Annotated in this window: 19 protein-coding genes and 1 tRNA gene; 9 read left to right on the forward strand and 11 right to left on the reverse strand. The window is 61.3% G+C overall.

Annotated elements, in window-relative coordinates; genetic code table 11:
* Positions 1-78: 78 nt before the first annotated feature.
* Both AC1RT2_RS20415 and AC1RT2_RS20420 read right to left on the reverse strand, forming a co-directional pair.
* Positions 79-477 carry a hypothetical protein gene (locus AC1RT2_RS20415; RefSeq protein ID WP_493104825.1) on the reverse strand — a complete coding sequence of 133 codons (399 nt, stop codon included), beginning with the start codon at positions 475-477 and terminating at the stop codon, positions 79-81.
* Positions 478-1,085: 608 nt separating this feature from the next.
* A complete protein-coding gene (locus AC1RT2_RS20420) occupies positions 1,086-2,861 on the reverse strand; it encodes an AIPR family protein (protein WP_493104827.1) in 1,776 nt (591 codons plus the stop codon).
* Positions 2,862-3,090: 229 nt separating this feature from the next.
* Between AC1RT2_RS20420 and thrS the strand changes: the two genes are divergently transcribed.
* The gene (thrS, locus tag AC1RT2_RS20425; protein ID WP_069058880.1) at positions 3,091-5,064 is read left to right on the forward strand and encodes a threonine--tRNA ligase; all 1,974 of its coding nucleotides are present in this window, start codon (positions 3,091-3,093) and stop codon (positions 5,062-5,064) included.
* 73 nt (positions 5,065-5,137) lie between these two features.
* Positions 5,138-5,974 (forward strand): lysophospholipid acyltransferase family protein, encoded by an 837-nt coding sequence (locus tag AC1RT2_RS20430; protein ID WP_493104829.1) that lies wholly within the window; start codon positions 5,138-5,140, stop codon positions 5,972-5,974.
* Between the two features lie 36 nt (positions 5,975-6,010).
* Here AC1RT2_RS20430 and AC1RT2_RS20435 read toward each other — a convergent pair whose 3' ends face one another.
* On the reverse strand, positions 6,011-6,859 hold the full coding sequence (locus AC1RT2_RS20435) for a helix-turn-helix transcriptional regulator (protein ID WP_493104832.1): 849 nt from the start codon (positions 6,857-6,859) through the stop codon (positions 6,011-6,013).
* Positions 6,860-7,248: 389 nt separating this feature from the next.
* Here AC1RT2_RS20435 and AC1RT2_RS20440 point away from each other — a divergent pair, with 389 nt between their 5' ends.
* Positions 7,249-9,306, forward strand: a complete 2,058-nt coding sequence (locus AC1RT2_RS20440; RefSeq protein WP_493104834.1) for a calcium-binding protein — start codon at positions 7,249-7,251, stop codon at positions 9,304-9,306.
* An 86-nt stretch (positions 9,307-9,392) separates the two neighbouring features.
* On the opposite strand, the gene AC1RT2_RS20445 is transcribed toward AC1RT2_RS20440, so the two are convergent.
* Entirely contained in the window at positions 9,393-10,385 is a 993-nt protein-coding gene (locus AC1RT2_RS20445; RefSeq protein WP_493104837.1) for an RgsD C-terminal domain-containing protein, read from the reverse strand.
* Between the two features lie 99 nt (positions 10,386-10,484).
* Between AC1RT2_RS20445 and AC1RT2_RS20450 the strand changes: the two genes are divergently transcribed.
* Positions 10,485-11,069 (forward strand): nitroreductase family protein, encoded by a 585-nt coding sequence (locus tag AC1RT2_RS20450; protein ID WP_493104839.1) that lies wholly within the window; start codon positions 10,485-10,487, stop codon positions 11,067-11,069.
* Between the two features lie 4 nt (positions 11,070-11,073).
* A complete protein-coding gene (locus AC1RT2_RS20455) occupies positions 11,074-11,682 on the forward strand; it encodes a flavin reductase family protein (protein ID WP_493104968.1) in 609 nt (202 codons plus the stop codon).
* Between the two features lie 42 nt (positions 11,683-11,724).
* On the opposite strand, the gene AC1RT2_RS20460 is transcribed toward AC1RT2_RS20455, so the two are convergent.
* From AC1RT2_RS20460 to AC1RT2_RS20485, 6 genes are all read right to left on the reverse strand, one after another.
* Positions 11,725-12,528, reverse strand: coding sequence for an endonuclease/exonuclease/phosphatase family protein (locus tag AC1RT2_RS20460; protein WP_493104841.1), 804 nt, complete (start codon positions 12,526-12,528; stop codon positions 11,725-11,727).
* A gap of 20 nt (positions 12,529-12,548) precedes the next feature.
* Positions 12,549-13,955, reverse strand: a complete 1,407-nt coding sequence (gene sthA, locus AC1RT2_RS20465) for a Si-specific NAD(P)(+) transhydrogenase (RefSeq protein WP_069058875.1) — start codon at positions 13,953-13,955, stop codon at positions 12,549-12,551.
* 137 nt (positions 13,956-14,092) lie between these two features.
* Positions 14,093-14,923, reverse strand: coding sequence for a RadC family protein (radC, locus tag AC1RT2_RS20470; RefSeq protein WP_493104844.1), 831 nt, complete (start codon positions 14,921-14,923; stop codon positions 14,093-14,095).
* 7 nt (positions 14,924-14,930) lie between these two features.
* Positions 14,931-15,758 carry a type I methionyl aminopeptidase gene (gene map / locus AC1RT2_RS20475; RefSeq protein WP_069058874.1) on the reverse strand — a complete coding sequence of 276 codons (828 nt, stop codon included), beginning with the start codon at positions 15,756-15,758 and terminating at the stop codon, positions 14,931-14,933.
* A gap of 30 nt (positions 15,759-15,788) precedes the next feature.
* Positions 15,789-16,508 (reverse strand): DNA/RNA nuclease SfsA, encoded by a 720-nt coding sequence (gene sfsA / locus AC1RT2_RS20480; protein ID WP_493104848.1) that lies wholly within the window; start codon positions 16,506-16,508, stop codon positions 15,789-15,791.
* Between the two features lie 6 nt (positions 16,509-16,514).
* On the reverse strand, positions 16,515-18,371 hold the full coding sequence (locus AC1RT2_RS20485) for a PHA/PHB synthase family protein (protein WP_493104850.1): 1,857 nt from the start codon (positions 18,369-18,371) through the stop codon (positions 16,515-16,517).
* Positions 18,372-18,496: 125 nt separating this feature from the next.
* Here AC1RT2_RS20485 and AC1RT2_RS20490 point away from each other — a divergent pair, with 125 nt between their 5' ends.
* From AC1RT2_RS20490 to recJ, 4 genes are all read left to right on the forward strand, one after another.
* On the forward strand, positions 18,497-18,838 hold the full coding sequence (locus AC1RT2_RS20490) for an SHOCT domain-containing protein (protein ID WP_493104853.1): 342 nt from the start codon (positions 18,497-18,499) through the stop codon (positions 18,836-18,838).
* Positions 18,839-19,012: 174 nt separating this feature from the next.
* On the forward strand, positions 19,013-20,230 hold the full coding sequence (locus AC1RT2_RS20495; RefSeq protein WP_069058871.1) for an LL-diaminopimelate aminotransferase: 1,218 nt from the start codon (positions 19,013-19,015) through the stop codon (positions 20,228-20,230).
* 57 nt (positions 20,231-20,287) lie between these two features.
* Entirely contained in the window at positions 20,288-21,610 is a 1,323-nt protein-coding gene (locus AC1RT2_RS20500) for a homoserine dehydrogenase (protein ID WP_493104856.1), read from the forward strand.
* Between the two features lie 93 nt (positions 21,611-21,703).
* Complete coding sequence (recJ, locus tag AC1RT2_RS20505; RefSeq protein WP_493104858.1) at positions 21,704-23,512, forward strand: single-stranded-DNA-specific exonuclease RecJ; 1,809 nt, start codon at positions 21,704-21,706, stop codon at positions 23,510-23,512.
* Between the two features lie 25 nt (positions 23,513-23,537).
* On the opposite strand, the gene AC1RT2_RS20510 is transcribed toward recJ, so the two are convergent.
* Positions 23,538-23,612: transfer RNA gene (locus AC1RT2_RS20510), tRNA-Glu, on the reverse strand.
* Positions 23,613-23,820 lie beyond the last annotated feature (208 nt).

Below are 23,820 nucleotides of genomic sequence, written 5' to 3' on the forward strand. Positions count from 1 at the left end.
TCACCGGCATTGCGCTAGCGTCTTGTTTTTACGGCGCGTCTGCGACGCCGAAGCGATGCTGCTTCGGCTGAAAGTGTTTTAGCGCCGGCCGCCGTGGCGGCTGCGCCGGTGACGGGGGATCACGACGACGGGGAACGGCCAGACGTCTGCGTCATCGTCGCTGTCCTCATCCGCGTCCTGCGCGTCGTCGGTGTCGCCATCGGCGGCGAACGCCGCCTGGATGCACCGGTTGAATTCGTCCAGAGCCTGCCCCATCCGTCGAAAGCTGGCTTTGTCGGTGACGCAGGGCGGCAGCGTGAGGTCGACGACGTCGGGGCCGCGCGCATCCTCCGGGTGCCAGCCGATGCAGCGCCGGGCGCGCCGACACTGCGGCAGGCGGCAGGTATGGAAGAAGCCGGCCTGGCTCGCCGCGGCCTGGTAGACCGGCAGGCTGCTGCGGTCGATCGCGGGCTGCGGCGTCTTCCTCGTATCCGGCATCGTCGGCACTCCCCAAAATCGTGCGCAGCCAAAAACGGCCCGCAGGTTGCCCATCGGGTTGGTGTGGCGTTTTCGTTTCGCAATTCCAAACACCTTGCTGGAATTGCCCTGGTCCGGAGAACCGCGCGAAAGCGTTGCCTCTGGAATGGGGGGTAGTGGGTGGCTTCGCTTTCGCGCGGCCCAGGCGTTCTTCGGAGGCGGTCTAATCCTCCTTCAGGCATGGCAAGACTTCGCTGCGCATCGTCTTCGCATGCACCTTGTCCGAAAACCGCTTGGCACAGGTTTCGGGGGCATGCGTGGCAATGCTTGCATGGCGGACCCAAGCCGACCCCGTGACCCGGGGAAGGGGGAAGCCTCGCCCGCCGCAACGCCCGCCGGCCCGATCCCGCAGACACGGGAAAAGGCTTTTGGTCACCACGGCGCTCCACGCCTCTCTCGCCCCTGCCGTACGTTTCGGCAGAACACGAAAGCGCCTCCTCCCGCCCGCATCGACACGTTACGCGATCCGTCCGGCGGCGGAAGGAGGTTCAGGATACGGGAGGTTTTGAGGGTGGGGAAAATTGGAACAGCTTTTTTACTTTGAGACTGTAGGAGTAGAAGCCCGCGGATTATTCCTCCGCTTTGTTCGCTAGTGACCGCACTTCCTCACGGAAGGCTGCAGCAAATGACTCAGAACGTATGGTATCTCGGATTTTCTCCTGGGTTGTTACACCCGTCGACCTAAGTCTTCTCTCTACCAAGTGAACAATTTCGGTAACTGAAGCCTTTAGAGCTTCTTCATCCTTAGCAATTGATATGATATCGTCCGACGTGGATGCGATTTTTGCTTTTTTTAATGTAAATACATTTTTTCCTTTTGTTGCCTTTAATCCAATTCCCGCCAGTATGTAGTACCTAAAGGTTTTATTCCCATTGTCTATTTTTTGATTTCTCCAGAGAAATTCAAGCCTATAGTAAAGATACGCTACGGCGTGGTATATTCTGACATCTTGATCGTCCAGAAATATAACGTTTTCATATTCCGAAAGGATTCCTCTATAGTCTCTTGCAGCTCTCTGTGGCTGAAATAGCAGGAATGCCGCAACCGCCTTCATTAAAACTGATGGCTGCATAACTCGCGTGCGTTCAATATCCTGGTTTCTATATTGATTATCTCGCCTTTCGAAAAATATAACTTCTTCAGCCTCAAGATTTCGACAATACTCTTCAAAGCTCTTCATAAATGGGCGTAAGGCCCAAAACTGCTCGTCTCTAACAGGGTTTTGGCGGTTGGTGCCGACTATAATCGAAGACACAAATTCATCGTCTTTTGATCCAATAAGGCGGAATGGGACCTGTATAGATTTTTTTAAGTTTGATTCTTCGCCATCTATCGAACCATCTCCATAGATTAAATCATAGATGACGTTGCTTGTTTGGCAGCCGTTCACTATCTGGAAATCTTCAAGGCGAAATCGATCACCAGTTCTATCTATATTTTTTGATACTACGGTTATGCCGTTGTTCCTGAATACGAATTCAGCTCCGCCTCCGGTTTTGACGCTATCTTTTATTGAAATATTTATTTTTGATTTCGCGTCATAATCTCTTATGTTGTCGAAGAAAACAGCCTTATTCACACCGGCAACTTCATTGTTGCCGTCTCTAATAACATACAACGGTAATAGGTTCTCCGCATCTATATAGCCGATATACGCTTCTTCAACGTGGCTGTTGCTGGGCAATACCACGTTTCTCGGAAAGTCAATCTCGACCTCAATGGCGCTAGTTGCTGCTCGATACCATTGTTGCAGGTCGCGTGCGCCAACCATCTCAATAGTGATTGTCTTTGTGTCGAAGATGTTCATTTCTTCTAGCTGAGTTCTGAAATTTTGACGCAGCTTTTCGACGCGGGCGGGTTGCTCATAGTTACCCGTTGCAACGTAGTAGCAGCTTATTTTTGGATTTTTCTTGCCGACTCCACGTTCGTAAATTGCCTCCATCGCGCCGATCAAGTCATCGATCGTTTCGCTTTCTTCCTTTAAGCTCCCGTCGAAAAAACCGGATACCGCATCAAAAAATTTCGAAATATCGCCATAATCGTAGCTAGTGCTTGTTTTTGTTTGGAAGAATACGAATTCTATCGATGGATTGTTTATTGCGTCAAGTTTTTCTCCTGCTTCCATTCTGTTCTTTACGACTTCACCTTGTATCAATACCCCGACACCATCCACGCCAAACTCATCTCCATCGAGGTGAATGTCGTAAGAGTCAACATTTTCTCCGAGAAGTCCGCTAACAACGGAAAATATACTGTAAATTTCGAACTGTTTTTCTTGGCCGAAAATTAAGAGAGAATTCGCTTTTGCAAACTCGCGAAGTTGTGCTCGGATCACGGGATTCATGATGACTCTCTGGATGGTGTGTAAACGTGAGTTGCTTTCGATTCCCTTGCTGGGAGATCTTGATTTTGATAATACAACTAAAAATTATGGATGCGTAAACCACTAAATTTGTCGCTCTTCCAATCACCCAAAAATCCCCGTATACCGCGCGACGCACGCGCCGGCTCTCCGGCTATTACCCTCGCATACCACCCGCATTCGTTGGCGGGACTGGATAGGAGATTTTTGAATGTCTGCACCTGTTTCCCTGACTTTTCCCGATGGCTCCGTCCGCGAATATCCCGCGGGCTCGACGGGGCGTGATGTCGCCGAGGCGATTTCCAAGTCTTTGGCCAAGAAGGCGATTGCGATTGCGCTCGATGGCGAGCTGCGCGATCTCTCCGAGACCGTGTCCAACGGGCGGATCGAGATTGTCACGCGCGAGGACGACCGTGCGCTGGAGCTGATCCGGCACGATGCCGCGCATGTGATGGCCGAGGCCGTGCAGGAGCTTTGGCCCGGCACGCAGGTGACCATCGGCCCGGTCATCGACAACGGCTTCTATTACGACTTTGCCAAGAACGAGCCCTTCACGCCCGACGATCTGCCGAAGATCGAAAAGCGCATGAAGGAGATCATTCAGCGCAACAAGCCGTTTACCCGGGAAATCTGGTCGCGCGACAAGGCGAAGGAAGTCTTTGCCGCCAAGGGCGAGGCCTACAAGGTCGAGCTGGTCGATGCTATCCCGGCGGGGCAGGACCTGAAGATCTATTACCAGGGCGACTGGTTCGACCTGTGTCGCGGTCCGCACATGGCCGCGACCGGCCAGATCGGCACGGCCTTCAAGCTGATGAAGGTCGCGGGCGCCTATTGGCGCGGCGATTCGAACAATCCGATGCTGACGCGCATCTACGGCACCGCCTGGCGCACGCAGGAGGAGCTCGACAGCTACCTGCACATCCTCGCCGAGGCCGAGAAGCGCGACCACCGTCGCCTCGGCCGCGAAATGGACCTGTTCCATTTCCAGGAGGAGGGTCCGGGCGTCGTGTTCTGGCACGGCAAGGGCTGGCGCATGTTCCAGACGCTCGTCGCCTATATGCGCCGTCGTCTTTCCGGTACCTATGAAGAGGTGAACGCGCCGCAGGTGCTCGACAAGTCGCTGTGGGAAACGTCTGGCCACTGGGGCTGGTACCGCGACAACATGTTCAAGGTGACGGTTGCCGGCGACGAGACCGACGACGAGCGCGTCTTCGCGCTGAAGCCGATGAACTGCCCGGGGCATGTGCAGATCTTCAAGCATGGCTTGAAGTCCTATCGTGAACTGCCTGTTCGCCTTGCGGAATTCGGCAACGTGCATCGTTATGAGCCTTCCGGTGCGCTGCACGGGCTGATGCGCGTGCGCGGCTTCACGCAGGACGATGCGCATGTCTTCTGCACCGACGAGCAGATGGCGGCGGAATGCCTGCGCATCAACGACCTCATCCTCTCGGTCTACAAGGATTTCGGGTTCGACGAGGTCGTCGTGAAGCTCTCCACCCGTCCGGAAAAGCGCGTCGGTTCCGATGCGCTTTGGGACCGGGCGGAAAGCGTCATGATGGACGTGCTGAAGCAGATCGAGGCGCAGTCCGGTGGGCGCATCAAGACCGGCATCCTGCCGGGTGAGGGTGCGTTCTACGGACCGAAGTTCGAATATACGCTGAAGGACGCCATCGGCCGCGAATGGCAGTGCGGCACCACGCAGGTCGACTTCAACCTGCCGGAACGCTTCGGCGCCTTCTATATCGACCAGAACTCCGACAAGAAGCAGCCGGTGATGATCCACCGCGCCATCTGCGGCTCGATGGAACGCTTCCTCGGCATTCTCATCGAGAACTTCGCCGGGCACATGCCGCTGTGGATCGCGCCGATGCAGGTGGTGGTGGCGACCATCACCTCTGAGGCGGACGATTATGGTCGCGAGGTCGCCGAGCTGCTGCGCGAGGCCGGCCTGGTCGTCGAGACCGACTTCCGCAACGAGAAGATCAACTACAAGGTCCGCGAGCATTCGGTGACCAAGGTTCCGGTCATCGTCGTCTGCGGCAAGCGGGAGGCGGAGGAACGCTCCGTCAACATCCGCCGGCTTGGTTCGCAGAACCAGACGGCGATGTCGCTCGACGAGGCGATCGCTTCGCTGACGCTGGAAGCCACGGCCCCGGACCTCAAGCGAAAGCTCGGCAAGGCCTGATGGTCTCGCCACCTGTCTGAAAACTGTAATGATCCCGTGCTATCCGTGCGGGATTATTTTTTTGGGGAATACCGTGCGGTTCAAGGAACTCTCCTACGCCAACGAAAACGATCCGCGCCTCAAACGATGGTTCATCCGCTCCATGGAAGGTCTCGCCGGGCGTAACCGCTATGCCCGGATATACGACACGTGGCGCCACTCCATCGTCGGCACGAGCGCGCGCGTCTTCGGTGACATGCTGGAACTGATCAATGTGCGCCTCAGCGTGCAGGGCTCCTGGCCGCCGCCGGACCTGCCGGAAGGCCCCGTCGTCATCGTCGCCAACCATCCCTTCGGCATCGGTGACGGCATTGCGGTGCTGGCACTCGCCGAACAGCTCGGCCGGCCGTTCAAGGTGATGATCCACAACGATCTGCTGAAAGTGCCGGAAATGCAGCCCTATGCGCTGCCTGTCTCCTTCGAGGAGACCAAGGAAGCGCTGGCGCTCAACATGCGCACACGGGCGGAGGCGGTGCGGCTGCTCAAGGAGGGCACGACGGTGATCGTGTTCCCGGCGGGGGGCGTAGCGACGGCGAAGAAGGTTTTCGGCCGCGCGGAAGACCTGCCGTGGAAGATGTTCCCGGCCAAACTTATCCAGTCGGCGCAGGCGAATGTCATTCCGGTGTTTTTCGAGGGGCAGAACGGCCGGCTGTTCCATTTGGCGAGCAAGGTGTCGATGACCCTTCGCCTGTCGCTGTTGATCCGCGAGTTCCGCCGGCTGTCCGGCTCGACCATTGCTGCACGCATCGGCGGCATCATTCCCTGGGCGGAGCTGGATGCGGGCGACCGCAAGAACATCATGGCGCGGCTCTATGAGGCTGTGTTTGCCATGGCGCCGGCGCCAAAACCGTTTCTGCGCCGGGTGGGGTAAGGTTTCGCGCAATCTTCCTGAAGCACCGGTCGGTGGTCAATTCCGGACGAGACGGATGAGATCGGACTGGCGGGCGACGCCGGTCTTCAGAAACACCGATTTCAGATATTGCCGCGCGGTTCCGACGGAGATGCCGAGGATCGCCGATGCGTCCTTCAGCGCCGCGCCGCCGCAGATCAGTGCAGCCAATTGCGATTCCCGCTCCGACAGGCCGAACTGCGCGGAAAATTCCTGCGCGTGAATCCGGCCGGATTTTTCAGGATCCGTAATGAGCAGGACGGCGGATGCCGTCGTTCGGAGCATATCCCCGCCGAGCTCCCTGCCGGGGAGGATTTTTACGGTCAGCGAAAGCCCGCGCTCCTGCGGCACCGACAAACGGTGCGGTGCCCCGGCGTAAGGCGCCTGGGACGAACCCGAAACGTCGGGATTGACGACATTCCTGATTGCCGCCTGGAGCTGGAGGTCGTGCACGTGGCTCGTTGCTCGTACATAGCCGTTGACGCTGGAAAGAGCCGAGGACGTGGAAAAGAGCCCGTCGGCTTCGCGGTTGATGAAGATGATCCGCCCGTCGCGATCGAGGAGAACGACAGCCTCGTCGATGAGATTGAGAATGCCGTAGCTCTGGGCCTCGCGTTCCCGGCTCGTTTCCAGCCGAAGCCGAATCTCATTGGCCTCGACGACGTGCCGGGCCAGAAGATTGATCGTCGTCAGATCCTGGTTGGAAAAATCGAGCCCTCGCTCGGCGGAACGGCAGATGAAGAGAATCGACGAGCCTTCCTCACCCAACAACCGGGTCGATGCCCCGAGGCCGCCATCGATGGGCCGCAGCACTTCTTGGTAGCTACGGCTCATCGTCATGACTTGCAAGGGGATGATATCGGTCACGCGAAATGCCCCGTGGGCGGGCATGCTTTTGTATAGCGAGGCGGCGAATTCGCGCCGCCAGATCGTGCTCAAATAATCGAATTTAGGCGATGCGAGCCGGCTGCAAGCTAACGGGTCGTCGGGACCAGTTCTATCCTGGCGTGCTAAAATGACATGCTCGGCTCCAACGGCATCACGCAGGATGTCGAGACCGCTTCGCGTATCCACCTCGCTCGCCCAAGCATAGATCGACTGGATTTTCTCCAGGACCAGTTCCGGTTTCATGCGAAAGTACTCACAGATGGGAATAGTGGGGTGGATTCCGTAGCGTTAATATCCCCGGATGAACAGGATTCCGCAAGACTTGTTTCAGCGATGACCGCTGTCGTGCAATCCGAGGAGAATATATCATGCCGGGCTACAGCACTGTTGAGGGTAACGATTTCGCCAATGTAATCGTAGGTCAATCTTGGGTCGTGACCAATTGGCAGACAGGTGCAGGTTACTACGACGACAACTACTGGTTCGACACGATCTACGGGTATGGCGGCAACGACAAACTACATGGACTGGGGGGCAATGACAGGCTCTACGGCGGTGACGGCGTGGATGAACTCTACGGCGGAAAAGGCCATGACCAGCTCAACGGCGGCGCTGGCGACGACATCCTGAATGGCGACGAGGGCGATGACATACTCAGCGGCGGCGGCGGCTATGACCAGCTCTTCGGCGGGGCGGGCTGGGATACGTTCTGGGGCGTGGACGGCCATAGCAGCGTCATGTGGGGCGGTGCCGGCGCGGACAAGATGTTTGGCGGCAGCGGCAGCGAGGAGATGTACGGTGGCGACGACGCCGACACCATGCGCGGCAGCTTCGGCATTGACACGATGTCGGGGGACAACGGCCATGACGATATGCAAGGCGGCGGCGACAACGACACGATGTCCGGTGGCCTGGGCAACGACCTGATCGCCGGGGATGCCGGAGCGGACACGATTTTCGGCAACGAGGGTCGGGACAACCTGTCGGGCGGGAGCGGCAACGACATCATCTGGGGTGATGGCGCATACTTCATCGCCGAGTCCAACTACTATCACAATGACATTATCGACGGCGGTACAGGTAACGACATCATTTACGGTGGCATTGGCCTGGACACCATCAAGGGCGGTACGGGCAGGGACACTGTCTATGGTGGCACCGGGGACGACGTCATCGATAGCAGTGATGGCGACGGTGGATTGGTTCTCATTTTGGGTGCCGACGATTCCCTCTATGGCGAGGACGGCAACGACACGATCTATGGCAGAAACGGCAACGATTTCCTCTATGGCGGCAACGGCAACGACTACTTGAGCGGCGGCCAGGGAGGCGACCGGCTTTCGGGCGATGCCGGCTTTGACACGATTTATGCCGGAACCGGCGACGATACGATGGATGGCGGCTCCGAAAACGACAACCTCTATGGCGAGGAAGGCGCGGATACCATCCGTGGCGGCACCGGAAACGACAATGTCAACGGAGGGGCTGGAAACGATGCCCTGTGGGGCGACGCGGGCAATGACGGCGTCTACGGCAAGGAAGGCGACGACCAGATCTGGGGTGGCGATGGCAATGACGACATGTGGGGCGATGCCGGAAACGACATCCTCAGAGGCGGCATAGGCGATGACGTCCTGCACGGCAACGACGGTGACGACATCCTCTTCGGTGACCAGGGAACCAATAGGATCTACGGCGAGAACGGCAATGATCGCTTTATTGCAAGTGACGCGATCGACCACATGAATGGCGGCGCCGATGTGGATACGCTTTCCTTCTCGGCCTATCTCTCCGTGGCGGTCTCCGTTGATCTCGCCGCAGGCAAAGGTCTTGCGGGCCAAGCGTTGGGGGACACCTATGTCGGCATCGAGAACGTCGTCGGCGGCTGGGGTGGAGACAGGCTTGTCGGTAGCGCCGTAGCCAACCGGCTTCTCGGTGAGAAAGGCAACGACACCATTATTGGCGGCGGCGGGAACGATAGGCTCGAGGGTGGCGACGGCAACGATGCCCTTCGTGGCGATACAGGCAACGACACGCTGTACGGCGGGGCGGGCAAGGATACCCTCAGGGGCAGCAATGGGCAGGACACCCTCTTTGGCGGCAGTGGGGCCGATGTCTTCAATTATCTCCACTCGGCGGAGAGTGGCACTACTGCCGCAACGCGTGACATCGTTAGAGATTTCAGCCGTGCGGAAGGCGACCGCATCAATCTTTCCGGGATCGATGCCTCGGAAACGGCAAATGGAAATCAGGCATTTACGTTCCGTGGCACAAGCGCCTTCACCGGAGCGGCGGGCGAACTGCGCTACACGGCCAGCGGAGGTGATGTCTACGTCTCTGGAGATACCGACGGGGACAAGGCCGCTGACTTCTCGATCCTGTTCGACAACATCACAAGTCTCGCTGCCTCAGACTTCCTTCTGTAAACAAACGTAGCAGCAGTGGGCTATTGCGCGGCAACGGCACCACGGCTACGCGAGGCTGCGACCCGGCGCGGGATTTCTCCGTCGGGTCAGTCGACCACGTCTTGCGCGGCCGCCTTCTCATCGTTGGCGTTTTCGTCGAGCAGCACTTCGACATCCGTGTTGACGCCGGCCTTCACCGTGAAGTCGCGCTGGTAGATGCGGTTCTTGTTTCGCGCCACCGCGATGTAGCTGCCTTCGGCCAGAACAACCGTCGGGAAGGCGCCGACGCTTTCGCTGACGGTGTCGCCCGAGGAGGTGAGGATCGACCAGGCCGTGTCGGCAATCGCCTCTCCGCCGGGATCGGAGACGAGTTTCAGCGTGAGTTTTGCGGCGCGGTGCTGGATGGTCGCGCGCGTGAGTTTGCCGGCCTCGACCTGGATGTCGGCGCGGATCACGGCATTGACCGAGCCATAGTCGGAGACGACGTGGTAGGTGCCGGCGTTGAGGCGCACGACGGAATTCGGCTTTACCTCGGCGACGACAAGATTGCGCTCGCCGTCCTCGCGCACTTCGGCGGCGAAGATGGAAAAGCTCAGTTCCTTCGGTGGGATGCGCACGTCGGAACCCGAGACGGCGTTCAGCATGATGCCGCCGGCATCGAGCACCATGACCTGCTTGTCGACATCACCGGATTCGGGAACGAGCAGCTTCTTGGTGGCGCCCGCGCGGCCGAAGGCGACATTGACGAAGTATTCGCCGGGCACGAGCTGGAAGGCGGCCGTGCCGCCCTCGGAGGTGGCCAGCAGCGGCAGTTTGCCATCGGCCGCCGGGATCGGCGAGAAGACGCGCCAGGTCAGGCCATGCTGCATGGGACTGCCATCCTTGGTCAGCAGCGCCTCGCAGGTGATGTCGCGCAGATTTTTCGGTGTCGCTTCGCCCGTTACGATCGGATTGAACGAGGTCAGCTTGCTGCCTTTCAGCGGCGTGGTGACCTGGGAGAAACTATCGACCGCATCCTGCGCACGAGCCGGAACAAACGACGAGACGAGGCTCGCCATGGCAAGGCTCACGGCAATGGCGGGATGGATCGGCATGCGCATGGGGATGGTTGACTTCCTGACTGTAAGGCTCCACTTGAAGACCCGGCTAATGGCATTTTCAAGGCCGCGCCCGCGGCACGTTATTGGAACTCCCTCCCGATGAAAACCGAAATCAAGCTGATCGATTATCTTTCGACCCGCCGGTCGATCCCTGCCTTCCAGATGGGCGAACCCGGCCCGTCGAAAGCGGAGGTCGAGGAGATGCTGACGCTCGCCTCGCGCGTGCCGGACCACGGCAAGCTCGCCCCCTGGCGCTTCATCGTCTATCGCGGCGAGGAACGCCGGCGCATCAGCGAGGAGCTGGCAAAGATCGCGCTCAGTGACAGGCCGGACCTGTCCGACGAAATGGTCAAGGTGGAGAATACGCGGTTGACCCGCGCGCCCGTCGTGGTCGCCGTCGTCAGCCGTGCCGCGCCGCATTTCAAGATCCCGGAATGGGAGCAGCTGATGTCGGCCGGCGCCGTCTGCCTCAACCTCGTAATGGCCGCCAACGCACATGGCTTCGCCTCGAACTGGCTGACGGAATGGTATGCCTTCGACGCACGCGCTTATGCGATCCTCGGCGTGAACGAAGGCGAAAAGGTCGCCGGCTTCATCCATATCGGCACGCCGACCGTACCGCCGACCGAACGGCCGCGGCCGGAGCTTGCCGAGATCGTCACATGGGTTGGCGATGGCGCCTGACGCGTTGTTCTACGAGACAGCGCAAAACGCGCACGGCCTGAAGCACGATCCCTTCAAGGCGATCGTCGCACCGCGGCCGATCGGCTGGATCGGTACGAAGGCGGCGAATGGGGGGCTGAACCTGTCGCCCTATTCGTTCTTCAACGCGATCAGCGACAGGCCGAAGCTGGTGATGTTTTCCTCCAGCGGCCACAAGGACAGCGTGACGAACATCGAGGAAACCGGTGTCTTCACCTGCTCGCTGGCGAGCCGGCATCTTGCCGAACAGATGAACCTGAGTTCGGCCACCGTGCCGCGGGAGGTCGATGAATTCGACCTCTCCGGGTTGACGCCGGTGACCGGTCGTCTCGTCGACGCGCCCTATGTCGGCGAAGCCTATGCGGCACTGGAATGCCGGGCGACGCAGATCCTGCGGCCGGTCGATATCGAAGGCCGGGAATCGGACAACTGGGTGGTGTTCGGCCAGGTCGTCGGCATCCATATCAGCCCGGAAATCCTGCGCGACGGCATGATCGACATGGCTGTCGCCCGTCCGCTCGGCCGGATGGGCTACATGGACTATGCCGATGGCGGGGCGGATGTCTTTGCCATGACGCGGCCGAAGGTGGGGTGAGGGGATTTTTCTCTCGGCCCACGTTGCGGCGTTCGTTCGTCTTCAGTCTATCGTGAGGAGCAGTGCCCGGTGGTCGGAGACCTCGGGTGTCTCCACGACCGTGAATGCTGCGACCGGTACCAGGTCGTTCACCAGCATATAATCCGCATAGCGGCCCGGCTTGGTGTAGAGCGAGGTTCGCGTGTCGGTGAAGCCGCGGGTGGTGACGAGGTCGGCGAGGCTGAGGCGCGAGAGCGCATCGAAGGTGCGACTGTCCGGCAGCAGGTTGAAATCACCGCAAAGCACGAGGCCATCGCCCGGGCGATGAAGGCGATTGACAAGGGCAATCAGCGCTTCGGCCTGTGTATCGCGGCTCGGCGTGTCGTCCTTGCCGTCCACGGTCCGCAGGCCATGGAACTGCACGACGGTAATCGGACGATCCGCTGCGTAGTCGTAGAGCCGGAAGGCGTGCGCGTTGCGCGCGCGTGGATGGTCACCGAAGCCATGCGGAGAAAAGCTCTGGTGGATGAAATCGAGCGCCTGGCCGATCACCGCGATATCCTGCCGGATGAAGGTGGCGAGACCGAACTCCTGCCAGCAGGGACGGTCGCCGTCGATCAGTTCACCGCGCATCGCCGGCGCGAAGAAACCGTCATGGCCGGGCAGGGCGGTTGCGATTTCCTTGTAGAGGTTTGAGTGTTGCTGAAGTTCCACCGCGCCATCGCGGTAGGTCAGCCAGTCCGACCGCGCGGCGACGGCGCGCGGCACCTCCTGCAGGCAATAGACATCGGCATCGACGGCGGCGAGATAGGCGAGGAGCGGCGTGTGCAGCATGCCGCCCCAGACGTTCAGCGACAGGATTTTCATGCGCGTCGCCCCCCGATGGCTCAGCCCGCCTGCGACAGGTCGCCCATGCGGTTCCAGGCGTCGAGACCGGCGATCTTGTAGGCTTCGGCGAGCGTCGGGTAGTTGAAGGTGTTCTCGACGAAATATTCGACGGTGCCCTTCAGGTTCAGGACGGCCTGGCCGATATGGACGAGTTCGGTGGCGCCTTCGCCGACGATGTGCACGCCAAGCAGGCGGCGGGTCTTGAGCGAGAAGATCATCTTCAGCAGGCCGGAATTCAGCCCCATGATGTGGCCGCGCGAGGTCTCGCGGAACCGCGCCATACCGCATTCATAGGGAATACCGCGCTCCTTGACCTCTTCCTCGGTGAGACCGCAGGTCGAGATTTCCGGCACGGCATAGATGCCGTAGGGAAAGTATTTCGGCGGCTCCTTGGCGATGGCGCCGACGGCGACGCGGGCGGCGATGCGGCCCTGTTCCATCGAGGTGGAGGCGAGGCTCGGGAAGCCGACGACATCGCCGGCGGCAAAGATGTGCGGCACTTCGGTCTGGAAGGTTTCCGGATTGACGCTGAGGCGGCCGCGCGAATCGGCGGCGAGGCCGGCCGCCGCAAGGTTCAGGCTGTCCGTCGCGCCGACGCGGCCGGCGGCATAGAGCACCATGTCGCAGGTGACGTGGCGGCCGTTGTCGAGCGTGATCTCGCACTTGCCGTTTGCCAGCTTCTCCACCTTGTCGGCCTTCTGGCCGAGGATCAGCTTCATGTTGCGGTCGCGCAGTTCGTAGATGAAGTCTTCGACGATTTCCTTGTCGATGAAATCGAGGATCGTCGATTTCGGGTCGATGACCGTTACCTGCGTGTCGAGCGCCGAGAAGATCGTGGCATATTCGATGCCGATGACGCCAGCGCCGATGACGGCCATGGAGCGCGGCAGATCCTGGATGTCGAGTAACTCGTCGCTGTCGAGAACGCTGACGCCATCGAAGGGGATGTTCGACGGGCGGTAGGGTTTCGTGCCGACGGCAAGCATGATGCTGGCCCCCTTCACGTGGATGATCTCGCCGTCGTCCTTGACGATTTCCATCGTATCGGGCGTCACGAACTTCGCCTTGCCGCGAATGTGCTGCACGCGGTTGCGGGCGAATTGATGCTCAAGTACGTCGACTTCGTGGTCGAGCGTGATGAGCAGGCGGCGGCGCAGGTCGTCGGCGCTGATTTCCTGCTTCACACGGTAGGAGCGGCCATAGAAGCCGCGTTCGCGCCAGCCGGACAGGTTCAGTGCGGTTTCGCGCAGCGTCTTGGAGGGAATGGTGCCGGTGTGCACCGAGACACCACCAACGCGCTTGCCCTGTTCGATAACGAGAACCTTGCGCCCGAGCTTGGCTGCCTGAATGGCGCCACGGCGGCCTGCGGGGCCGCTGCCCACGACGACGAGATCATATTCCTGCATGTGAGATGGCCCTGGTCCTGTGCGGGAAGAATCATATTGCGTCGCAGCAATTGTCTTCGCCGTGCAAATTTCGTCAACCGTATGTGGCAGCAAAGCATTTCAATCGGATGAAAGAACGCTCATCCAAATTTGGGGTATCACATAAGTCTCAATCCCTTGAGACTGGCATGCCCGTCTTTTCCGATGATGATATGGTCGTGCACCGTGATACCAAGCGGGCGGGCGGTTTCCACGATCGTCTTCGTCATGTCGATGTCGGCCCGCGACGGGGTCGGGTCACCGGAGGGGTGATTGTGCACGAGGATGATCGCCGTCGACGACAGTTCCAGCGCCCGGCGTACCACTTCTCGGGGGTAGACCGGTGTGTGGTCGACCGTGCCCAGCCCCTGCACCTCGTCGGCGATGAGCGTGTTGCGCTTGTCGAGGAAGAGGATGCGGAACTGTTCGCGCGGCTCGTGCGCCATCACGGCGTGGCAATACTGGATGACCGAGGACCAGGAGGCGAGCACCGTCTTGTTGCGGATCTCGCTCTTCAGCGTGCGCTGTGCGACGGCGGCGATCAGCTTCAGATCCATCGCCACCGCTTCACCGATGCCCTTCACCTCCTGCAGGAGGGCGGGCGTCGCGCCGAAGACACCGGACAGCGTGCCGAAACGGTCGAGCAAGGCTTTCGCCACCGGTTTGGTGTCGCGGCGCGGGATCAGCCGGAAGAGCAGCAGTTCGAGGATTTCATAATCGGCAAGGGCGCCATCGCCAAAGCCGCTGAAACGCGCCCGGAGCCGTTCGCGGTGACCGTGATAGTGCTTTTCCTCGATGGGAATTGCTTTGGCGGTTGATGTGCGGGCGGGCTGCTCGAAGAAGTGGCCCCGCTCATCGGCGTCGTAGAGCAGATCCTTGGCGGGCGCAGGCTCATCTCCCGCGCTGGCGGCGGGCGATGTCGTGTCCTTTCGTCCGCGCGGTCCTGTCATGGGCGGCCTAAGCGGGGAGGCCGGGGCGGTCGAGACCGCCGGGCGACAGGGTGAAGATTTCACAGCCGTCGGCCGTCACGCCAACCGTGTGCTCGTACTGCGCCGAAAGCGAACGGTCGCGCGTCACCGCGGTCCATCCGTCGGAGAGGACCTTCACATGCGGGCGGCCGAGGTTGATCATCGGCTCGATGGTGAAGATCATGCCCTCCCGCATCTCCGGGCCTTCATTGGCGCGGCCGTAATGCAGGATGTTCGGCGCGTCGTGGAAGAGCCGGCCGACGCCGTGGCCGCAGAAATCGCGCACGACGGAGCAGCGCTCGGCTTCCGCATGGGCCTGGATCGCCTCGCCGATCGCGCCGGTACGCGCACCCGGCCGGACGGCGGCGATGCCGCGCATCAGGCATTCGTGGGTGACTTCCAGCAGGCGCTCGGCGGCACGCTTGATCTCGCCGACCGGATACATGCGGCTCGAATCGCCATGCCAACCATCCAGGATATAGGTGACGTCGATGTTGACGACGTCGCCTTCGCGCAGCGGCTTATCGTTGGGAATGCCGTGGCAGACGACGTGGTTGATCGAGGTGCAGCTGGATTTCGTGTAGCCGCGGTAGTTCAGCGTGGCGGGAAGTGCACCGTGATCCATGCCGAATTCGAAGACGAAGCGGTCGATGACATCGGTGGCGACACCCGGCTTTACCAGCGGATAGAGCTCATCGAGGCAGCGCGCCGTCAGCTGGCAGGCCTTGCGCATGCCGGCAAAGGCGTCTGCGTCGTAAAGGCGGATCACGCCCGTGTTCTTCAGCGGCGCGGAGGTCGCGTCGATATAGGTCACCATGGTCGAACTTTCGCTAGTCTTTGTGACTGTTCATAAAGCAGCCGCACCGGGTTCGTCCATGGCGATCGATGCCACAGGCTGGATTTGCTGGAATGTAACCTCACATTTGACGGCATAGGCCTCGACGCCGCGCGCCCGCGCCCGCCGGAAGCCGGCCGCATAGGTCGGGTCGAGGTCGGCGCAGATCTGGAAACGTTGGCAGTCCTCGCGCTGGATGAGATAGAGCATGACGGCGCGAAAGCCGGCCTCGGCCATGTCGCCGAGCTCTTCGAGGTGCTTGGCACCGCGCTCCGTCACCGTGTCGGGAAACTCGGCAAGGTCGGGGGTGCGGCGGAAATGCACGTTCTTGACCTCGACATAGGCCGCCGGCCGATCGGGACCGGAAAGCAGGATGTCGATGCGCGAATTGCGGCCGTATTTCCGTTCCCGTTCCAGCACGGGATAGGTGCCGAGATCGGCGACGAGACCGGCGCGGATCGCTTCCTCGGCAAGCCGGTTCGGCAGGCCGGTATTGACGCCGACGACCGTGTCGTCCGCCTCCACCAGCTCCAGCCGGTGGCGGTGTTTTCGCGTCGGGCTGTCGCTTGTCGACATCCAGATGCGCGAGCCTGGTGCCGTCAGGCCGCGCATGGAGCCGGTATTGGGGCACGAGCCGGTGATCGCCGAACCATCGTCGAGAATGGCATCGAACAGGAAGCGCTTGTAGCGCTGCACGAGGGTGCCGGAGACGAGCGGCGGATCAAATTTCATGTCGTTTCAGGCACGCACGCGCACATAGGAGCCGGGCGCTTCCTCGAGGGAATTCATGGTGCCGCCGGTCTTGCGCGCCGGCACCATGCGGTCGTCCTCGGCCTTGATCCAGTCGTGCCAGTGCGGCCACCAGGAACCGGGTGTCTCGTCCGCCCTCTTCACCCAGTCCTCGAACTCACCCTTTACAGGGCCGCCGGTCCAGAACTGGTACTTCATCTTGTCCGGCGGATTGACGACGCCGGCAATGTGGCCGGATCCCGCCATGACATAGGTGACCTTGCCGCCGAAGAACTGGCTGCCGACGAAGACTGATTTTGCCGGCGCGATATGGTCTTCCTTGGTGGCGAGATTGTAGATCGGGATCTTGACGTCCTTCAACGACAGCGTCTTGCCTGCCAGCACCATTTCGCCCTTGGTGAGGGTGTTTTTCAAATAACAATTCCGAAGGTAAAACGAATGGTTGGCGGCAGGCATTCGTGTGGAATCTGAATTCCAGTAGAGCAGGTCGAAGGGCATCGGATCCTGACCCTTCAGGTAGTTGTTGACGAAGTAGGGCCAGATCAGTTCCGAGGCGCGCAGCATGTTGAAGGCGGTCGCCATCTTGGAACCGTCGAGGTAGCCCGTCGCCTTCATGCCGCGTTCCATGAGGTCGATCTGTTCCTCGTCGGCAAAGACCTTCAGGTCGCCGGCATGGGTGAAATCGACCTGGGTGGTGAACAGCGTCGCCGAGCGGATGCGCTTATCGCCTTCCTGTCCGTGCAGGGCAAGCGTGGCCGCCAGCAACGTGCCGCCGACGCAATAGCCGATCGCATTCACTTCCTCTTCGCCGGTCGCTTGCTTGATCGTGTCGAGTGCGAAGCCGACACCCTCGCGGGCATAGGCTTCCCAGCCCTTGGTCGCATGGCGTTCGTCCGGGTTCACCCAGGAAATGACGAAGACCGTGTGGCCCTGGTCGACGGCCCATTTGATGAAGGATTTCGCCGGGTTGAGGTCGAGAATGTAGAATTTGTTGATCCATGGCGGGCAGATGAGGAGAGGGCGCTTCAGCACCGTTTCCGTCGTCGCGTCGTACTGGATCACCTGGCAGACATCGCTTTGCGCCAGAACCTTGCCGGGCGTGAGCGCCATGTTTTCGCCGATGGCGAATTTGGAGGTGTCCGTCTGGCGCAGCTTGAGATCGCCGCGGCCGGCGGCAATGTCCTCGGCCAGCATCTTCATGCCGCGCACGAGGTTTGCGCCGCTCGAGGCGACGGTTTCGCGGTAGAGCTGCGGATTGGTGGTGACGAAGTTGCTGGGGGAAATGGCGCTCGCGATCTGCTTCACGTAGAAGCCGGCCTTGTGGCGCGTGTGCTCGTCCAGGCCTTCCGCATCCGCGACGAGCTTTTCGGCCCAGTCGGATGTCACGAAATAGGCCTGCCGCAGGAAATCGAAGAATGGGTTCTTGATCCAATCCTCGTCGGCGAAACGCTTGTCCTTGCTGTGCGGGTCGGGTGTTGGCTCGACCTCCTGGCCGCCGATGCGGTTGAGGGTGCGCGACCAGATGTTGAAATAACTGCCGAGCAACAGGGTCTGGGCTTCCAGCGTGCGGCGCGGATCCGCCAGCCAATATTCCGAAACCTTGGAGAGCGTCTTGACCATGTCGACCATCGGCTCGGAGACGGTGTCGACCTTCTCGCCGCTTTCGCGGGGGGCGAGCCAGGCGGAGGCGGCCTTGCCGAGCTGCTCGACCGTGCGGGCGAGGTTGACCGTCAGCGCCTCGGGGTCCTTGACGATATAAGGCTCGATCGTGGCGGGGTCGAACGCCTGTAAACCGGGCTTGTTTCCGGCCGCATCGCGTTCATTCGCTTTGCGTTCATCGGCCATCGTTCCCTCCCGATTTTATTGTTACTTTTGTATTTTTACATTCTGAACGAAACAGATTACAAGGGCCTGACAGCCTCTAGCGGCATTATCCGGAACCGGTCGTTTCGACAGGAGCATACGTCCCCATGGCGTTCGAATTCAGGCGCGTGAGCGCCGCCCTTATCATGGCCGCCATGCCGGTCGTTTTCGCCTCCTGCGCTTCGACGACCGAGACGGCTTCGACGGTCAATACCGGCGCCAATCGCTCTGCCGTCTACCCGGACATTACCGCCATCGTCAGCGCCGAAACGCAGCAGATGAGCGACGAGGAAGCGGCCAGCTACAGTGCACGTCTGTCGTCGCTTGCCGGGCGCCGTCGCTCGGGGTCGATTTCGGAGGCCGAATACCGTCGCCAGCTCGCAGAATTGCAAGCATTGCGGGACGGTCACGGCCAGGCAACGCTTTCGCAGATCGAAGGCAACAATTAACACTTGCCTTTCTTGCCGTTTGGCAGCAAAGCGGATGACGGCCAATTGGCCGTCGGCCGGGCGGAGCGCCTTCATTTTGAACGCTTTTGTCCGTATCCGATCACTTGATTCGCGCGGAGTTTTGCGTCGTCCGGCAGGGCCGCCGGAGGGGCTTCGCGCCCAACGGGGTTAAAGATGGAAGAGTTTCACAAGGTCCGGCGTCTGCCGCCGTATGTTTTCGAACAGGTCAACCGTTTGAAAGCAAGCGCGCGAGCGGGTGGTGCCGATATCATCGACCTTGGCATGGGCAACCCCGATCTGCCGACGCCCAAGGCGATCGTGGACAAGCTGTGCGAAGTGGTCCAGGACCCGCGCACGCACCGTTACTCCTCCTCCAAGGGCATTCCGGGCCTGCGCCGCGCCCAGGCCGCCTATTACGCCCGCCGCTTCGGCGTGAAGCTGAACCCGGAGACCCAGGTCGTTGCGACGCTGGGCTCCAAGGAAGGTTTTGCCAACATGGCGCAGGCGATCACCGCGCCCGGCGACGTCATCCTTTGCCCGAACCCGACCTATCCGATCCATGCCTTCGGCTTCCTGATGGCCGGCGGCGTGATCCGCTCGATGTCGGTCGAGCCGGACGAGAGCTTCTTCCCGCCGCTCGAGCGTGCCGTGCGCCATTCGATTCCGAAGCCGCTCGCGCTGATCATCAACTATCCGTCGAACCCGACGGCGCATGTCGCGACGCTCGATTTCTACAAGGACGTCATCGCGTTTGCGAAGAAGCACGACATCATCGTGCTGTCCGACCTTGCCTATTCGGAAATCTACTTCGACGACACGCCGCCGCCGTCCGTGCTGGAAGTGCCGGGCGCCATCGATATCACCGTCGAATTCACCTCAATGTCGAAGACCTTCTCCATGCCCGGCTGGCGCATGGGCTTTGCCGTCGGCAACGAGCGCCTGATCGCGGCGCTGACGCGCGTGAAGTCCTACCTCGACTACGGCGCCTTCACGCCGATCCAGGTGGCGGCGACCCATGCGCTGAATGGCGACGGCTCCGACATCGCCGAAGTGCGCAACATCTACAAGCGCCGCCGCGACGTGATGGTCGATACGTTCGGCAAGGCCGGCTTCGAGGTTCCGCCGCCGGCGGCGACGATGTTCGCCTGGGCGAAAATTCCGGAAAAGTTCCGTCATCTCGGTTCGCTGGAGTTTTCCAAGCTGCTCGTCGAGAAGGCGGATGTCGCGGTCGCGCCGGGTATCGGCTTCGGTGAAATGGGGGATGACTATGTTCGTCTCGCGCTGGTCGAGAACGAACACCGCATCCGCCAGGCGGCGCGCAACATCAAGAAGTTCCTCTCCACGGCCGACGAGACGATGCACAACGTCATCTCGCTGAACGCCCACCGTTGATACACCACCCTCCGCGTGACCCGCGGAGGGCTCCCTTCCCAAACATAGGACACGACCATGGCAGATGCCCTGAAGATCGGCATTGCGGGCTTGGGTACCGTCGGTGCCTCGCTCGCGAAGATTCTCGTCGAACGCAGGGACATGCTTACGACAACGTGCGGCCGGCCGATCGAGATTGTTGCCATTACCGCACGCGCCAAGGGCCGCGACCGCGGCGTCGACCTGTCGTCGGCGGAATGGTTCGATGACGCGGTTGCGTTGGCGCGTGACGCCAAGATCGACGTCTTCGTCGAACTGATGGGCGGGGCAGGCGATCCGGCCTATTCCGCGGTCAAGGCGGCACTGTCGCGCGGCGTGCATGTCGTAACCGCCAACAAGGCGCTGCTGGCCGCCCACGGCGTCGAGCTTGCCGTCATTGCGGAAAAGCACGGCTGCATCCTCAACTACGAAGCGGCCGTCGCGGGCGGCATCCCGGTCATCAAGGCGCTGCGTGAATCGCTGACCGGCAACACGATTTCCCGCGTCTACGGCATCATGAACGGCACCTGCAACTACATCCTGACCAAGATGGAGAAGGAGGGGTTGTCCTTCGAGGTGTGCCTCAAGGAAGCGCAGCGCCTCGGTTATGCCGAAGCGGACCCGGCTTTCGACATCGAGGGCAACGACACGGCGCACAAGCTGTCGATCCTGACGACGCTGGCCTTCGGCACGAAGATCTCGGCCGACGACATCTATCTCGAAGGCATCACCAACATCTCGATCGACGACATTCGTGCGGCCGCCGATCTCGGTTACCGCATCAAGCTGCTCGGCGTGGCGCAGAGGACCGATACCGGCGTCGAACAGCGCGTGCACCCCACCATGGTGCCGCTCGATTCGGTCATCGCCCAGGTCGACGGCGTGACCAATGCGGTCGCGATCGAATCGGACATTCTCGGCGAACTGCTGATGGTCGGCCCGGGTGCGGGCGGCAATGCCACGGCCTCGGCCGTGCTCGGCGACATCGCAGACATCGCCAAGAGCCGCCCCGGTGCGCAGACCGTGCCGGTTCTCGGCCGCCCGGCGGCGGCGCTGGCACCCTACAAGCGCGCGCAGATCCGCAAGCATCACGGCGGTTACTTCATTCGCCTGTCCGTGGAAGACCGCACCGGCGTCTTCGCCAGCATCGCCAAGCACATGGCGGAAAACGGCATCTCGCTCGAATCGATCGTGCAGCGCGCACAGGCAAGCGCTGAAACGACCGATCCGAAGACGATCATTCTCGTCACCCACGCGACGATGGAGGATTCCGTGCGCAAGGCCGTCGCTTCGATCAAGAGCGAGGGCTACCTTGTCGGCGAGCCGCAGGTGATCCGCATCGAGCGTCCGAAGACGGCCTGATTGCCGTCTTTCCACCGCGAACAAATCCGTGCCCGCCTCCGCCCTTGCGCCGGAGCGCGGGCACTGGTCTTTTAGGGCCTGTCAGGAGCCGCCATGAGCATGTTGGAAAACGCAGATCCCGTCAGCCGGGCCTTTCTCGGCGTCGAGCGCTCGGCGACCGGCCAGCGCTGGGTGGCGCGGCTCGACCAGGCGGGGGAGAACCGTGCGCTGGCGATGAGCCAGAGTCATGGCCTGCCGGACCTGATTTCCCGCGTACTGGCGGGTCGTGGCGTGCCGTTCGACGGCGCGCTCGAATTCCTCGATCCGACCTTGCGGCGCCTGATGCCGGAGCCCTACAGCCTGATGGATTGCGAAGCGGCGGTGGAGCGGCTGGCGCGTGCCGTCGAGCGCGGGGAACGGGTCGCGATCTTCGGCGACTACGATGTCGACGGCGCCTCGTCCTCGGCACTCCTCTATCGTTTCCTCGCGCATTTCGGCGTCCAGGCGGAAATCTACATTCCGGACCGGATTTTCGAGGGTTACGGCCCGAACCCCAACGCCATCGCGCAGCTCATCGAGCGCGGCGCCCAGCTCATCGTCACGGTCGATTGCGGCTCGACCAGTCACGAATCGCTCGCCGTGGCGCGCGAGCGCGGCATCGACGTCGTCGTCCTCGACCATCACCAGGTCGGCGAGGACCTGCCGCCGGCGCTGGCACTGGTCAATCCGAACCGTGAGGACGATCTTTCGGGGCAGGGGCATCTTTCCGCCGCCGGCGTCGTCTTCCTCGTGCTGGTGGCCCTGCAGCGGCTCTTGCGGTCGCGCGGCGATACGCGGGCCGTAGGTTTCGATCTGCTCTCCATGCTCGATCTCGTGGCGCTCTCCACGGTCTGCGACGTGGTTCCGCTCAAGGGCCTCAACCGTGCCTATGTGGTGAAGGGATTGGTCGCCGCGCGCCATCTCGGCAATGCCGGGCTGACGGCACTTCTGAAGCAGGCGGGCATCGGCGGGCCGGTGACGCCCTATCATCTCGGCTTCCTCGTCGGCCCGCGCATCAATGCCGGTGGGCGCATCGGTGACGCGGCGCTCGGCAGCCGTCTCCTGACAATCGACGAGCCAGGCGAGGCCGAGCGCATTGCCAAGCAACTCGACGATCTCAATCGCGAGCGTCAGGTCATGGAGGCCGCGATGCTGGCCGAGGCCGAGGCCGAAGCGCAGGCGGAATACGGCACGGGCGAAAGCGCCGCGGTGATTCTCACCGCCCGCGAAGGCTGGCATCCGGGCGTCGTCGGCCTGCTCGCCTCGCGCCTCAAGGATCGTTTCCGCCGCCCCGCCTTTGCCATCGCCTTCGACCCCTCCGGCAAGGGCACCGGCTCCGGTCGCTCGATCAGCGGCTTCGACATGGGCCGCATGGTGCGCGCCGCCGTCGACGAAGGCATTTTGGTGAAAGGCGGTGGCCACGCGATGGCCGCCGGCCTGACGGTGGAACGGGCCAATCTCGGCCGGCTGCGCAGCTTCTTCGAAGAACGCGCAGAGCGGACCGTGCGCGACCTCGTGGCCGTGGAGACGCTGAAGATCGATGGCGCGCTCAGCGCCAGCGGCGCGACGCTTGCCCTTGCCGATCAGCTCGAACAGGCCGGCCCCTACGGCTCCGGCCATCCGCAGCCGATTTTCGCGCTGCCGGCGCACCGTGTGCGCGATGTGCGCCCGGTCGGGGTCAATCACCTGCGCATCGGTCTGGAAGGCCCCGACGGCGGCCGCATGGATGCCATGGCTTTCCGCGCTGCCGAAGCCGATCTCGGCGTCTTCCTGATGAAGGAGCGCGGCCAGGCGGTGCATCTTGCAGGAACGCTTTCCGCCGACAGCTGGCAGGGCAGCCGGCGCATGCAGTTCCGCGTGCTGGACGCTGCAAAGGCGTTCTGATCCGTCATGCAAGGGGAGGGAACCGTGGCACGCCCTAGGGGAGTCGAACCCCTCTTTTCAGAATGAAAATCTGACGTCCTAACCGATAGACGAAGGGCGCGTGCGGTGGGCGTCTTCTAGTCGGGCCGGCGGATTCGTGCAAGCCCTAAATGCAGGAATTTTCTATTTTTTCCACGGCGCGCGCAAACACGGAATCGCGCGCGGCGAGGGCGGAAATCATCAGTTTTGTGAGGGAACCGTGGCACGCCCTAGGGGAGTCGAACCCCTCTTTTCAGAATGAAAATCTGACGTCCTAACCGATAGACGAA

This window comes from Shinella sp. GW821-FHT11G07 (genome assembly GCF_058808115.1).

Bases quoted from the DNA above. Each gene is read 5' to 3' on its own strand.
- AC1RT2_RS20415 (WP_493104825.1), bottom strand. From the start codon at position 477: ATGCCGGATACGAGGAAGACGCCGCAGCCCGCGATCGACCGCAGCAGC.
- AC1RT2_RS20420 (WP_493104827.1), bottom strand. From the start codon at position 2,861: ATGAATCCCGTGATCCGAGCACAACTTCGCGAGTTTGCAAAAGCGAAT.
- thrS (WP_069058880.1), top strand. From the start codon at position 3,091: ATGTCTGCACCTGTTTCCCTGACTTTTCCCGATGGCTCCGTCCGCGAA.
- AC1RT2_RS20440 (WP_493104834.1), top strand. From the start codon at position 7,249: ATGCCGGGCTACAGCACTGTTGAGGGTAACGATTTCGCCAATGTAATC.
- AC1RT2_RS20445 (WP_493104837.1), bottom strand. From the start codon at position 10,385: ATGCGCATGCCGATCCATCCCGCCATTGCCGTGAGCCTTGCCATGGCG.
- AC1RT2_RS20450 (WP_493104839.1), top strand. From the start codon at position 10,485: ATGAAAACCGAAATCAAGCTGATCGATTATCTTTCGACCCGCCGGTCG.
- AC1RT2_RS20460 (WP_493104841.1), bottom strand. From the start codon at position 12,528: ATGAAAATCCTGTCGCTGAACGTCTGGGGCGGCATGCTGCACACGCCG.
- sthA (WP_069058875.1), bottom strand. From the start codon at position 13,955: ATGCAGGAATATGATCTCGTCGTCGTGGGCAGCGGCCCCGCAGGCCGC.
- radC (WP_493104844.1), bottom strand. From the start codon at position 14,923: ATGACAGGACCGCGCGGACGAAAGGACACGACATCGCCCGCCGCCAGC.
- map (WP_069058874.1), bottom strand. From the start codon at position 15,758: ATGGTGACCTATATCGACGCGACCTCCGCGCCGCTGAAGAACACGGGC.
- sfsA (WP_493104848.1), bottom strand. From the start codon at position 16,508: ATGAAATTTGATCCGCCGCTCGTCTCCGGCACCCTCGTGCAGCGCTAC.
- AC1RT2_RS20485 (WP_493104850.1), bottom strand. From the start codon at position 18,371: ATGGCCGATGAACGCAAAGCGAATGAACGCGATGCGGCCGGAAACAAG.
- AC1RT2_RS20490 (WP_493104853.1), top strand. From the start codon at position 18,497: ATGGCGTTCGAATTCAGGCGCGTGAGCGCCGCCCTTATCATGGCCGCC.
- AC1RT2_RS20495 (WP_069058871.1), top strand. From the start codon at position 19,013: ATGGAAGAGTTTCACAAGGTCCGGCGTCTGCCGCCGTATGTTTTCGAA.
- AC1RT2_RS20500 (WP_493104856.1), top strand. From the start codon at position 20,288: ATGGCAGATGCCCTGAAGATCGGCATTGCGGGCTTGGGTACCGTCGGT.
- recJ (WP_493104858.1), top strand. From the start codon at position 21,704: ATGAGCATGTTGGAAAACGCAGATCCCGTCAGCCGGGCCTTTCTCGGC.